This window comes from Pseudoalteromonas sp. Of7M-16 (assembly GCF_022347805.1).
Lineage (GTDB): Bacteria > Pseudomonadota > Gammaproteobacteria > Enterobacterales > Alteromonadaceae > Pseudoalteromonas > Pseudoalteromonas luteoviolacea_F.
The window spans coordinates 54,552-66,758 of the sequence record NZ_JAKRFY010000002.1 but is presented as its reverse complement, the minus strand read 5'-3'; the positions used below and the strand labels follow the sequence as shown (position 1 = coordinate 66,758).

General features: G+C 41.6%; 13 protein-coding genes. 6 read left to right on the top strand and 7 right to left on the bottom strand.

Annotation, left to right across the window (positions count from 1 at the left end; all coding sequences use genetic code 11):
- Positions 1–3: 3 nt before the first annotated feature.
- From MHN81_RS02310 to tsaA, 3 genes are all read right to left on the bottom strand, one after another.
- Complete coding sequence (locus tag MHN81_RS02310; RefSeq protein WP_023400437.1) at positions 4–804, bottom strand: UDP-2,3-diacylglucosamine diphosphatase; 801 nt, start codon at positions 802–804, stop codon at positions 4–6.
- A gap of 148 nt (positions 805–952) precedes the next feature.
- Positions 953–2,674, bottom strand: a complete 1,722-nt coding sequence (locus MHN81_RS02305; protein ID WP_239424936.1) for a proline--tRNA ligase — start codon at positions 2,672–2,674, stop codon at positions 953–955.
- 109 nt (positions 2,675–2,783) lie between these two features.
- On the bottom strand, positions 2,784–3,500 hold the full coding sequence (tsaA, locus tag MHN81_RS02300; protein ID WP_239424935.1) for a tRNA (N6-threonylcarbamoyladenosine(37)-N6)-methyltransferase TrmO: 717 nt from the start codon (positions 3,498–3,500) through the stop codon (positions 2,784–2,786).
- 150 nt (positions 3,501–3,650) lie between these two features.
- On the opposite strand from tsaA, the gene MHN81_RS02295 reads away from it, so the two are divergent.
- The 4 genes from MHN81_RS02295 to MHN81_RS02280 all read left to right on the top strand — a co-directional run bounded on the left by MHN81_RS02295 (position 3,651) and on the right by MHN81_RS02280 (position 6,596).
- Positions 3,651–4,097 carry a hypothetical protein gene (locus MHN81_RS02295; protein WP_023400440.1) on the top strand — a complete coding sequence of 149 codons (447 nt, stop codon included), beginning with the start codon at positions 3,651–3,653 and terminating at the stop codon, positions 4,095–4,097.
- A gap of 240 nt (positions 4,098–4,337) precedes the next feature.
- On the top strand, positions 4,338–5,207 hold the full coding sequence (locus MHN81_RS02290) for an AraC family transcriptional regulator (protein WP_239424934.1): 870 nt from the start codon (positions 4,338–4,340) through the stop codon (positions 5,205–5,207).
- A 99-nt stretch (positions 5,208–5,306) separates the two neighbouring features.
- Positions 5,307–5,684, top strand: coding sequence for a hypothetical protein (locus MHN81_RS02285; protein ID WP_023400442.1), 378 nt, complete (start codon positions 5,307–5,309; stop codon positions 5,682–5,684).
- 228 nt (positions 5,685–5,912) lie between these two features.
- Positions 5,913–6,596 carry a hypothetical protein gene (locus MHN81_RS02280; RefSeq protein WP_239424933.1) on the top strand — a complete coding sequence of 228 codons (684 nt, stop codon included), beginning with the start codon at positions 5,913–5,915 and terminating at the stop codon, positions 6,594–6,596.
- Positions 6,597–6,612: 16 nt separating this feature from the next.
- Here the strand turns inward: MHN81_RS02280 and map are convergent, their stop codons facing one another.
- The 4 genes from map to MHN81_RS02260 form a co-directional block, all read right to left on the bottom strand.
- On the bottom strand, positions 6,613–7,395 hold the full coding sequence (gene map, locus MHN81_RS02275; RefSeq protein ID WP_023400444.1) for a type I methionyl aminopeptidase: 783 nt from the start codon (positions 7,393–7,395) through the stop codon (positions 6,613–6,615).
- Complete coding sequence (locus MHN81_RS02270) at positions 7,376–7,582, bottom strand: ParD-like family protein (RefSeq protein WP_023400445.1); 207 nt, start codon at positions 7,580–7,582, stop codon at positions 7,376–7,378. The genes map and MHN81_RS02270 overlap by 20 nt, the downstream gene beginning before the upstream one ends.
- 376 nt (positions 7,583–7,958) lie before the next feature.
- On the bottom strand, positions 7,959–9,410 hold the full coding sequence (gene rsmF / locus MHN81_RS02265; RefSeq protein ID WP_239424932.1) for a 16S rRNA (cytosine(1407)-C(5))-methyltransferase RsmF: 1,452 nt from the start codon (positions 9,408–9,410) through the stop codon (positions 7,959–7,961).
- A gap of 130 nt (positions 9,411–9,540) precedes the next feature.
- On the bottom strand, positions 9,541–9,699 hold the full coding sequence (locus MHN81_RS02260) for a hypothetical protein (RefSeq protein WP_023400447.1): 159 nt from the start codon (positions 9,697–9,699) through the stop codon (positions 9,541–9,543).
- 283 nt (positions 9,700–9,982) lie between these two features.
- On the opposite strand from MHN81_RS02260, the gene MHN81_RS02255 reads away from it, so the two are divergent.
- Together MHN81_RS02255 and arsJ are read left to right on the top strand one after the other, a co-directional pair.
- Positions 9,983–10,993 (top strand): ArsJ-associated glyceraldehyde-3-phosphate dehydrogenase, encoded by a 1,011-nt coding sequence (locus MHN81_RS02255; RefSeq protein ID WP_023400448.1) that lies wholly within the window; start codon positions 9,983–9,985, stop codon positions 10,991–10,993.
- 4 nt (positions 10,994–10,997) lie between these two features.
- The gene (gene arsJ, locus MHN81_RS02250) at positions 10,998–12,206 is read left to right on the top strand and encodes an organoarsenical effux MFS transporter ArsJ (RefSeq protein ID WP_023400449.1); all 1,209 of its coding nucleotides are present in this window, start codon (positions 10,998–11,000) and stop codon (positions 12,204–12,206) included.
- Position 12,207 lies beyond the last annotated feature (1 nt).

Genomic DNA, 12,207 nt, shown 5'->3' with positions numbered 1-12,207 from the left:
GCATTAGGCGGCTTTAACGCCGTCTATGCTTTGTGCTTCTAGCTCAACAACGTTCAACACTTTTTGTATATCGGACCAGTGTAAAAGCTCGATGCGCCCCTGTTCATTTTCTACCAATGCGGTGCAGTTTTCTATCCAGTCTCCGTCATTGCAATACACTATGCCGTCAGTGACATTGATACGCGGTTGATGAATGTGACCGCAAATGATCCCATCCATTCCTTGTTTCTTCGCTTCATGAACCGCGGCTTGCTCAAATGCAGCAATGGCGGCCCGTGCTTTATGAACGCGGTTCTTCAACCAAGAAGCCAAAGACCAATAGTGACCACCATAGAGTTTGCGTACTCGATTAGTCCAGCGATTTAGAAAAAGCAGAAAGTCATAGGCTTGATCGCCAATGATACTAATGAGTCTGTTGTAACGTGTCGCAGAATCAAAATCATCGCCATGCAGTAATAAGAACCGCTTGCCAGCAGAGGTGGTGTGTACATAGGTATGGTGTACTTCAACGTTAAACAAAGTCATATCAACATAGTTGCGGAACGTTTCGTCATGGTTTCCTGGGATGTAGATGACGCGAGTGCCTGACTCGGCTTTTTTTTGGATACACTCTAAAACTTGATAGTGACTTGGATGCCAGTAAAACTGTCTTTTTAAAGACCAAAGGTCAACTATATCACCAACTAAGTACAAGGTATCACAGCGGGTGCAGTTTAAAAAATCCAGTAGATAGTCTGCTTTGCAGTCTTTGTATCCAAGGTGTACGTCTGAAATCCATATGCTGGGGTAGTAGGTTTGATCCATCTTGTTTACTCTCAAGCGTAATAATGTCTACGTTAAAGGCACGAGATGACAAACTTTTATCAGTATTGAGACGCTATGATGACATTTTCATCAAAGCCAAAAACAAAAAACGCGCCATATAGGCGCGTTTTCAAATGAGGCTAGCTGGTTATGCCATTAGCTTAGTGATTTCAGCGACTGCTGAATCAATGTCTAGCATGACTTTTTCACCAGTGCGACGGTTTTTCAGCTCAACTTGATTGTTATCAAGGTTACGCTCACCAATTACCAAGGTAAATGGTACACCGACTAATTCCATATCGTTGAACATCACACCTGGACGCTCTTTGCGATCATCAAATAATACGTCAAGGCCAGCTGCTTTTAGGTCTGCATAGAATTTTTCAGCGATGTCAGGAATACGATGAGATTTATGCATGTTCATTGGTACGATGGCAATATCAAACGGTGCAAGAGCTTGTGGCCACTTGATCCCAAACTTATCATGATTTTGCTCAATGGCTGCTGCCACGATGCGTGATACGCCAATACCGTAACAACCCATAGTCATTACTTGGTTTTTACCACTTTCGCCTAGTACACCCGCATTCATTGCTTCAGAGTACTTGCTACCAAGTTGGAAGATATGGCCTACTTCAATACCACGTTTGATATTTAGCGTGCCTTGACCACATGGGCTAGGGTCGCCTTCAACAACGTTGCGGATATCTGCTGTTGTAAAGTCAGCAACATCGCGGTCCCAGTTGATGCCACTATAGTGAACACCATCTTTGTTTGCACCAGCCACAAAATCAGACATTACAGCAGCACTGTGATCAACAATAATTGGCATATCAAGGCCGACAGGTCCTAATGAGCCCGGTTTTGCGCCAATGGCAGCAACGATGTCTTCTTCTTTCGCCATTTCAAGAGGTGAGTCAACAAGCGGCAGCTTTTCAGCTTTTAGCTCGTTTAATTCGTGATCGCCACGAACGATTAAAGCAACAAGACCACGCTCGCCTTCTTCATTGGCATCACCGTATACGATAAGAGTTTTAACCCCTTTGTGCGCTTTAACACCATGCTGCTCAGCAAGATCAGCAATTGTTTTTGCGTTTGGCGTGTCGAATGTGTTGAGCTCTTTGCTTGGTGCTGCACGTTCAATAGCAGGGGCTAGAGCTTCTGCTTTTTCGATATTTGCCGCGTAGTCGCTCTCGGTGCTAAATGCGATAGCATCTTCCCCTGATTCTGCAAGTACGTGGAATTCGTGTGACACACTACCACCGATTGAACCTGTATCTGCGATTACTGGACGATAATCTAAACCTAAACGCTCGAAGATATTACAGTATGCTTGATGCATTACTTGATAAGTCTTTGCAAGACATGCGTCGTCAAGGTGGAAAGAATATGCATCTTTCATGGTGAACTCACGTGCACGCATGACACCAAAACGAGGGCGTACTTCATCACGTACTTTGGTTTGTACTTGATAAAGCGTTAAAGGTAATTGCTTGTAACTGCTTACTTCTTTACGTACAAAGTCAGTGATCACTTCTTCGTGCGTCGGACCAAGTGCAAACGGACGGTTGTGGCGATCTGTAATTCTTAATAGTTCTGGGCCAAACTGTTCCCAACGGCCAGACTCTTCCCACAGATCAGCAGGCTGAATGACAGGCATCAACATTTCGATTGCGCCAGCTTTTTCCATTTCCTCGCGTACAATAGTTTCTACGTTACGAAGTACTTTTAAACCTGACGGCAACCAAGTGTATAAGCCTGAAGCGAGTTTGCGGATCATACCCGCACGTAGCATTAGCTGGTGGCTTACCACCTCGGCATCAGAAGGCGTCTCTTTAAGAGTCGCTAAAATATATTGACTGGTACGCATGCTTGTTCCGTTCAATGTTATGTGTTTTTAATTAGGCACGTAGTTTAACAGTGCCTAAGGTGCTAAAAAAGAGTTATTTTCGCTGTGAAGATATTTAATCTTGTGGTTTTTAGACTGATTGTGGATTCTCAGCGCTCACTTCAATGACATGGTTATGTTCATCTTCAACTTGCCAGCGAATGTTGAATTCGTACAGACTCATACCATAGCTCTGTGTTTGTTGTTTTTTCTTTTTATAAGCAGGCCTTGGGTCTTGCTTTAAGACGTTGCTGATAAAGTTCATTAGCTCCGGATATTGGCGCTGTTTTTCGATGAAATCTTGAGCTTGCTCGCTATAAGAGACCGTCATTTCGGTTTCTGGACGCGTATCGGCAAATCCGGCAGAGGCATCTTGCAATGCATCTGAATAGGGGAGGTAAGGCTTTATATCCACTATTGGCGTGCCATCGAGCAAATCGATGCCAGAGAGCAATAGCGCCAATTGGCCATTTTTATACTCGACACCTTCCAGCTTGACTGCGCTCATACCAATGCCGTTAGGCCTAAAAGTCGCACGTGTGGCAAATACGCCTTTACGCTCATTACCACCTAATCTAGGCGGGCGAACTAAGGCGGAGTAACCTTTATCTGCGGTTTCATGGAATCTAAACAAGAGCCAAAGATGAGTAAACTCTTCAATCCCACGGACAAACTCTTCTCGGTTAAATGATTCACTAAAGATGAGCTTAGCGGTTGCTTCAGGGACTAACCTAGGTTGCCTTGGGATCGCAAACTTTTGCTTATATGGAGATTCAATATGGCCTATGGCTTCAACTTCAAATTGCACGGTAGCGGGCTCTAACGATTAAAAGCGTCATTGTATCCTGTTGTATATGGAGCAACAAATTTAAATTCTCAATAGTTCGTGTAATAAAGTGTAATGTACACAATAAGAATTATTCGCATAATTATCCCAAAAAACAGAACGGAAAGAGCGATGTACTTTGCGCGATTTGGGAATGAAATGTTGACAAGTGACGAAATGGAGCTGATCGGAGATAGAGCTTTGGGCTTTAAAAAAAGTGTGACTGACTCAGCTAAACAACAAGGTAAGCGTACCCAATTAAATAAACCAGCGTATAGCAATGCAGAAATATCAGCTTTCATGAGCATTGTACTGCGCGCGTGCAAAAAACACCTTTGCCAAAATAGTCCAATCCGCACGAATGTGATCCTTGAGTTACAAAGAAACAGACAGCCGCTTATGGATACGTTTAGCGGTATTAAAGAAGGTTTGATCAGCCCTTGTAAGTTAGACCCACTATTGCACTCATATACTCAATCCATTTCAGCAAAACTATTACCTGAGACTCTATTGCCTGCTAGTGACCTAAAAGCGGCTGTGAGTACTATTTTATTTGACGTAGCAAGAGAAAGTATTTAGCCCACGACGCCAAATCAGTGATGTAATTCTGACTGCGAGATCCCGATTGTAATTGCTCATTTCCTGAAAAGCGTTGTGCGCTAAATTACTTGTTATGAAATCGAAAACAGCGATGTTTAGTGCCTAAAGCTTAGGCTTGAGTTGCGAAAGCTACTTAATATTGGCTATTTTAATAAAGCAGGACAGACACAAGCAACTGATTTAAAATAACTAGTACCCTTTAAAATTGAAATTAGATATATGACGTCGACTGGTAAGCAAGTATTTCAAGGTGCCCAATACCAAGGTGAAACGGTCATGGGGATCAAACAGTTTAGTGCCCCTTATACCTATCAAGATGGGTTAGTAAATGAAGCGAGGTTAATCCATATATTTAAAGGGCAGTCATCTTTAATTTGTGCAGGAAAGACACTGTCACTTAAAGCTGGTGATACCTTACTCATGAAGGCTGACAACTTTATCAATCGATGGTTAGATAATGGACACTGTGGTGACGTTGAGTTTGTTGGTGTCAGGTTAACCCAGCTGCACATTCAGAAGCTGTATCAAAATAACCCCCTTGAAACATTCGCATTCGTCGGCGCAAAGCCAGAGGCTTTTGATGTTGTGCCAAGGGTATTGGTTTCGCAATCAACGCTGCTCAAGAGTTACTTCACCACACTAAAACACTACATTGAATGCTCAAGCATGATGACCGACTCTTTGATCGGTTTGAAAATTCAGGAGTTGCTAGAACTGTTTGCTTGCATAGAGACTAGCGGTGAAATTCCTGCACTGTTGGCGGAGTTATTTGTGCCTAACCAGCCTATGTTGCAAGAAGTTGTACAGACACATCTATTCTCGCCACTGAAAGTAGAGGAATTGGCTTTTTTATGCCATATGAGTGCATCGACATTTAATCGAAAATTTAAACAAGTCTATGGCATGAGTGCCAACAAATACCTCGTTGCCAAGCGATTAGAAAGGGCGTCGTTATTAATAAAAACAACTGATAGAAGCGTGACTGATGTTGCACTCGAGTGTGGCTTTGAAGAACTGAGCTACTTCTCTAGGGTATTTAAGCAACACTTTCAATTGACACCGTCACAATTGAGAAAATCGACAGGTTGATTGAAAAGTGCAAATCTTTAACTCAATAGTGCAAGTTGGCTGAAATTGAATTCACTAATATGTCTGCTAATCATTAAACGAAATACAGGCATATATTTTATGATCAAATTAGCACAATTTCTATCCGCAATTTTTGTTCTCGTGCTGGGCTCTGCGGCATTGACTGCTATCTTATTTCCCTCTGTAATTAACGAACCAAGTGGTTTTAATGCAGTGACTAATTATGGTTTTACCAATTTGCGTACACTTGGTGCACCTACACTGAGTTTGGCGGTTATTACCGCAATTGGACTATTTAAAAAAGAGTGGCTGTTGATATTACCTGCATCTTTGTACTTTTTCTTTAACTTCTCCGCTAGAGTTATATCAACAATTTCAGAGGGTTATGAGCCTATAATGTTATTTGGTTTAATGTTCACATTGACATTATTTGTGTTGTCTCAAATAGCATTACATAGTTTTAGGAAGTTAGCCTAACAAACCTTTTATTTAGGGCTGATTTAAAGTAAATCAGCCCGTGTGATTGCGAATTTTTATAATTTAATAAACTATAGTGGTAGCTCCCACTGTGACCTCAATTTTAATTAGAGAGGGAAGTTATAACACTTCCATTGATTTAGTAATTTACCGGCCTTAGACTCACAAGTTTGAACACCACGATGTTTTTTCGCAGTGGCATTAAACTAAGGTATATGAGGTTTTAGGATGAGAGGTTACTCTGAGTATTCACTGCAAGAGTTACAGCAAGTGTGTGCCGATATCGATAGGGAAGCGTTCCCTGAAAAGTATCAAGAAATTTGTGATGAACTGGAGCGTAGACAGGCACAGTCTCCACAACCGATAGAACAAGAGCTCGATAGCACCTATGAAAAACCGATTCAAAAGAAATCTTTTGTTTCTATACCAAACGATCAGGTTATTGAGCTTAACCAATGGTTTAAAAGGGTGACATCGGTATTGACTATCGGGGGCGCTTTTTTAGGGATCACCCATATGTTATCCACCCTACCAAATATTTCTGGATTATTCACATATGGAATTTATGCCTTTTTTTTCGTGATTTATGTATTGGGGATCGTGGCTGCGGTGAGGTTATTTGAAAAGTCGACGGTTGGCGTGATCAAAGACAATTTGATATTTTGGGCAATTCAAATACCTTTGTTTATGTCTCCATTTATTGGCTATCAACTGACCAATGGCGCATTTCTAAATATCTTTGTATCAAGTCAAACTGGACTAAATGTGGTGCCGATGTTGGGCAGCATTTTTCAGTTTAGTATCTTTCAATTTCAGCAACCATGGGCTATCGGTATTAACCCTGTCGCAATACTGGTATCAGCATATTTTTACAGGGTTCTTAAAGCGGCAGATAAGCGCTATAGCCAATAATTTAGACGGGCAATTACTAGTGCTGTGGTAATTGCTCTTCTTCTCTCAATGTAAGTACTTCGTAGCCTGTTTCAGTAACTAATATAGTGTGTTCCCACTGCGCTGAAAGTTTGCGGTCTCGTGTAACAACAGTCCACCCATCTTTAAGTGTTTTGACTTTGTGCTGCCCTTGATTGACCATCGGCTCTATCGTAAATGTCATCCCTGCTTGCAAAGTCAGCCCGCTACCTTGTTTACCAAAATGGAGCACGTCTGGACCTTCGTGCATTTCGCTGCCGATACCGTGACCGCAAAACTCTCTAACAATGCTATATCCGTGTCGTTCAGCGTAAATTTGAATTGCATGGCCAATATCTCCCAGCCGTACGCCAGGTTTAACTTGTTTGATCCCTTGCCACATTGCTTCATAAGTGACTTTAGCTAATTTTTTTGCAACACCTTGTGCATCGCTCATCAGATACATTTTACTCGAATCAGCGAGGTAGCCATCATGCTTGAGTGTGATATCTATATTAATGATATCAGTAGACTTTATTTTTTGACTGGCTTTTGGCATACCATGACACACAACCTCATTTACGGAAGTATTGATGGCATACGGATAGCCGTATTGACCTTTAGTTGAGGCAATGGCGCCAAGCTCTTGAGTGATATAGGCCTCGACAAAGTCATTGACTTCCATAGTGGTGATACCTGGACGAATAAAGTCATCAAGCGCTTTAAATACTGAAGCGAGCATCTGTCCAGATCGCCTCATTTTTTCAATTTGATTTTGATCCTTAATCGTGACTGATTTCATGCTGCTTCTTTTTCACTTGTTCCAGTTCAATTTGTATAAGTTCTGCAAATGGCTTATCGGGATTTTGCTCCGCTAGTCGGCCCATTTTCATCCAAAACTCGGCTTGTGAATTGATGGACCGAGACATAACTTGACTGGCCAAGCGGATTTCTTCATGAAGTTCTTCTGATATTTTTACTATACCCATTGCATATATGTATCGTTATATTTTGTATATAAATAATATTGTTAAAACATTGAATATTCAAGTGCAAAATACACAGGTGGTGTATATGAAGTGCTTAATGACGAACAAAGTGATGGGTTCTTGGCTGCTATTGAGAATTTAGGCATAAAAAAACGCCCAGTAATGTGTGAATCTGGGCGTAGGGGAAGGCTCATATGGAGCCGTGCGCTAACTTAAACACCTTCTATTACATAAGGGAGAAGTAGAAAGTTCTTTAAGTGTAGTTAACGCTCCACAAAAGTTACAAACAGAGTGACATTTTTAAAACATAGATAAAACAGTGCGTTACATCTATATGAATTAATAATCTTAAAGTTGTCAAAAAGTTCTAATCAGGTTATACCCAAGTTATCAACTGGCCTTGAGCAATTAAGTCTCTCGGTAGGTTGTTTTTAATCTTTGCCTTTTGCCATTTACCCAACCCTACAGGCGCATTACAAAGCGTTAAAATGACTTCACCAGTTTCGTTAGTCGGTTTTTCTAATCGGACGTCTTTCCCTTGAAAATAATCAGCTGCTTGCTGATCGCTGAGTGCATAGACATTGGTGACAGCCAAGTGGCCAAATGCCGTCGCCAATTCATGTTCCAAACGCACTCCATTTTTATGGATTGTGCCGATTTTTACACCTAAACGTGCATATTTAATTTTATTTTGAACATCTAAAAGTTTACTTGGGAACAACCAAAGTTCTTTGTCTCTTTGCATAAGCACGCCAGGCAGTTGTTCAACTTTAAACTGTTTTTTTAAATAGCTAGTGAAAGCTTGCTGTGCTTTTGTTGAAAAGGGTTCGAATGGAAAAGAACCTTTTTTCTCTTTTTGCTTGTGATGTTCGACCGAATTTCGTTTTTTAAACTTGGCAATGAAAAACCCTTCGCTGTCGAATATCTGTGGCCAGACATGCAAATAACCCTCACTGGTTGTGGCCTTGTCTGCATTTTCGAATAGGTCATCTAAAGGTATGATTTCCACCGCATCGTTAAATTCTTCCAGCAGATATTTACAGACTTGTTGGTTTTCGAGCGGTGTCAATGTACAAGTAGAGTAAATCAGTGTGCCTCCAGGTTTTAATGCGAGGAATGCACTTCTAATAAGACTTTTTTGCACATCGGCTATGTCAATGTTTGATTCTATAGACCAGTTTTTAAGTGCGTTGGCGTCCTTTCTGACGGTACCTTCACCAGAGCAGGGGGCATCTAACTGAATATGATCAAAACACTCATACATGTAGTCGCCAAATATTTGGCCATCAAAATGAGATAAGGCGCAGTTAGCTATACCCATTCGCTTCATATTTGCAGCTAATACCTTCAACCGTGACGATGAAAACTCATTGGCGACAAGCAAGCCTTGATTGTTCATGAGCGCACTCAGCTGAGACGTCTTGGAGCCCGGAGCAGCAGCCATATCCAACACCGCATAGTGATCAGTGTCCATGTTTATTAATTCTTCTCGCAGTGCTAACGGCGGTAACATTGAACTGGCTTCTTGAACGTAAATACACCCGCTTAAATGCAATGCAGTGTTGCCTATTGGCAGAGCCGCTTGTTCTTCTTCGCTGCGTACTACCCAAAACCCTTCTGGACACCAAGGAACAGGGGTTATCTGCCAACCGAGATTTTTTGCTTCGAGTTCAAATGCTTCGACAGACATTTTTAGTGTGTTTACGCGCACTGATAATCTCAATGGCTTTTGGCAGTATGCAATAAAATCATCTAAATTCAGATGTGTTGGTAGGTAGCTTTTAACGTCTTCGATAAAGTTTTCTGGGATGTAGGTGTTCTTATCCAATCTTAAATACTCGAAACAACTAGGATTGGCTCTAGTTTAACATTAAACGTCTTTGAATAGGCAAATTTGGCGGGAGAGGGCAAACGTCATCTCAATGTTAAGACAACGCTTGCAGGGGTCTATCTATTGGTTATGGGGTCTCAGAATCGCAGTGGTAATAGGTTTCGCATTCTTGGGTTGGGCCATTACTTAAACCCGCACCACCTACTAGTGGAGTCAGTTTCTTATCAAGGGGTAGGCTATCGTAACTTAACTTTTTCAGTGGCTTTTTGGTAACTTTAAGCTTCATAGTGATTAACTCCTTTCAATTTTACATTACTTGTTACTGCTAATTTCATGGTAGTAAATCGAAAAAAAGTTTCAAATAAAATTAATAAAAATGATACAAAATCATTACAAATACGTGATTGCATATATGGAAAAATGAATATATGATTTATCGCATATTGAGGTCGGCATCTAAATGACCATAACTTGGTGAGCCTAGCGTATCGCTTTGGTAGATTGAACAGCACAGCAAGGCAGTCACCAGTGTTTTGTACCAATCAAATTGAATATTGGAGTAAAGAACGATGAAAGTTAAAGTAGGGATCAATGGTTTCGGCAGAATGGGTCGCTTAACCATGCGTGCGCTGTGGAATTCACCTGGGGTTGAGTTGGTAAAGATCAATGATCCAGCGGGAGATGCACATACATTGGCGCATTTGATGAACTTTGATTCAGTGCATGGTAAATGGCAACACGAAGCCCTGAGTGAAGAAAATGACATGGTCATTGAAGGAAAGCGTATTAGTGTCACTCAACAAACATCAGTATCAGAAAATGACTGGTCTATGTGTGATTTGGTGATAGAAGCATCAGGTAAAATCAAAACAAAAGAAAAGCTTGCCGCGTATTTCGCCCAAGGCGTAAAGCAAGTTGTAGTCACAGCACCGGTAAAAGAAGCGGGTGTATTGAATGTCGTAATGGGTGTTAATCATGAAGATTATGATGTTGAACAGCATTCAATTGTCACCGCAGCTTCATGTACGACTAATTGTTTAGCGCCAGTGGTGAAAGTACTTCAAGATAATATTGGTATTAAACACGGCTCTATGACAACCATCCATGATATTACCAATACCCAAACTATCATTGATGCACCTCATAAAGATTTGCGCCGAGCACGCTCTTGTGGAACCAGTTTGATCCCGACTACGACAGGGTCAGCGACAGCTATCACACATATTTTCCCAGAGTTAAAAGGCAAGTTAAATGGTCATGCTGTACGCGTACCTTTAACTAATGCGTCGATAACCGACTGTGTTTTTGAAGTGAGTCGTGAAACCAGTGCAGAAGAGATCAACGGTTGGATGGAACAAGCAGCAAACGGTGAATTGGCGGGGGTTCTAGGTTATGAAACTCGTCCATTGGTATCAATAGACTATAAAACGGACCCAAGAAGTGCCGTTGTTGATGCACTCTCAACCATGGTGGTAAACGGCACACAAGTGAAACTTTATGTGTGGTATGACAACGAATGGGGATATGCAAATAGAACTGCTGACTTAGTCCGCTTAGTTATTGAAAAGCGCTGGGGGTAATACTATGACGCAGTCACTATTGGCCAGGCTGTCTCCAGAAATCAAGCAGTACCTGGTGATCACCGGTAACTATTGGTCTTTCACCTTGACTGATGGTGCACTGCGTATGCTGGTGGTTCTCTATTTTCATCAATTGGGTTATAGCCCGCTTGCCATCGCATCTTTATTTTTGTTCTATGAGATTTTCGGTGTTGTCACAAACCTACTTGGCGGTTGGTTAGGTGCACGATTGGGCCTTAATAAGACCATGAACATTGGTCTCTTTTTACAAATTGTTGCCGTGACTATGCTGGCCCTAGATGAACAGCTACTAACCATTGCTTATGTTATGGTGGCGCAGGCTCTGTCTGGAATTGCAAAGGACCTCAATAAAATGAGCGCCAAAAGTGCCATCAAGCTTTTGGTGCCCAAAGATCAAGACAATACCTTGTATAAGTGGGTAGCGCTATTAACTGGCTCTAAAAACGCTTTAAAAGGTGTGGGGTTTTTTCTCGGCGGATTACTGCTCTCATTAATGGGTTTTCAAGGTGCATTGTGGTTTATGTCGGCAATGTTAACCTTTACTTGGTTATCAAGTTTGTTGTTATTGAAACAAGACTTGGGCAAGAAAAAGAGCAAACCAAAATTTCGTGAACTACTTTCGAAAAGCCGCCAGTTGAATTTATTGGCTGGGGCGAGATTATTTTTATTTGCATCGAGAGATGTGTGGTTTGTAGTCGCATTGCCTGTGTTTTTGGCCTCAACATTTGGCTGGGATCACTGGTGGGTTGGCGGTTTTATGGCGAGTTGGATCATTGCATATGGTGTTGTGCAAGCGAATGCTCCAAAGATCACTGCTAATAGGGGAAGTAGTTACGGGCAGGCGTTGTTTTGGGTCGGATTACTGTCAGTTATACCAGCTTTGTTGGCACTCGGTTTATGGGTACAATGGCAACCTAAAGTGGTGATAGTGGTTGGCCTACTGATCTTTGGTGCTGTATTTGCTGTTAACTCTTCTTTGCACAGCTTTTTAATTGTGAAAATAGCCGACAGCGACGGTGTTTCTATGGATGTCGGATTTTATTATATGGCCAATGCCATGGGAAGGTTATTAGGTACAGTCCTATCTGGCTTGGTATATCAGCTATATGGCTTGGAAGTGTGTTTGATGATCTCAAGTGCCATGCTGGTCATTGCTACTGTATTCACGTTTGGACTGAGCAAGCGCGATTAAG

Coding starts and splice junctions, on each gene's coding strand:
- MHN81_RS02310 (WP_023400437.1), bottom strand. CDS start 804: ATGGATCAAACCTACTACCCCAGCATATGGATTTCAGACGTACACCTT.
- MHN81_RS02305 (WP_239424936.1), bottom strand. CDS start 2,674: ATGCGTACCAGTCAATATATTTTAGCGACTCTTAAAGAGACGCCTTCT.
- MHN81_RS02295 (WP_023400440.1), top strand. CDS start 3,651: ATGTACTTTGCGCGATTTGGGAATGAAATGTTGACAAGTGACGAAATG.
- MHN81_RS02290 (WP_239424934.1), top strand. CDS start 4,338: ATGACGTCGACTGGTAAGCAAGTATTTCAAGGTGCCCAATACCAAGGT.
- MHN81_RS02285 (WP_023400442.1), top strand. CDS start 5,307: ATGATCAAATTAGCACAATTTCTATCCGCAATTTTTGTTCTCGTGCTG.
- MHN81_RS02280 (WP_239424933.1), top strand. CDS start 5,913: ATGAGAGGTTACTCTGAGTATTCACTGCAAGAGTTACAGCAAGTGTGT.
- map (WP_023400444.1), bottom strand. CDS start 7,395: ATGAAATCAGTCACGATTAAGGATCAAAATCAAATTGAAAAAATGAGG.
- MHN81_RS02270 (WP_023400445.1), bottom strand. CDS start 7,582: ATGGGTATAGTAAAAATATCAGAAGAACTTCATGAAGAAATCCGCTTG.
- MHN81_RS02260 (WP_023400447.1), bottom strand. CDS start 9,699: ATGAAGCTTAAAGTTACCAAAAAGCCACTGAAAAAGTTAAGTTACGAT.
- MHN81_RS02255 (WP_023400448.1), top strand. CDS start 9,983: ATGAAAGTTAAAGTAGGGATCAATGGTTTCGGCAGAATGGGTCGCTTA.
- arsJ (WP_023400449.1), top strand. CDS start 10,998: ATGACGCAGTCACTATTGGCCAGGCTGTCTCCAGAAATCAAGCAGTAC.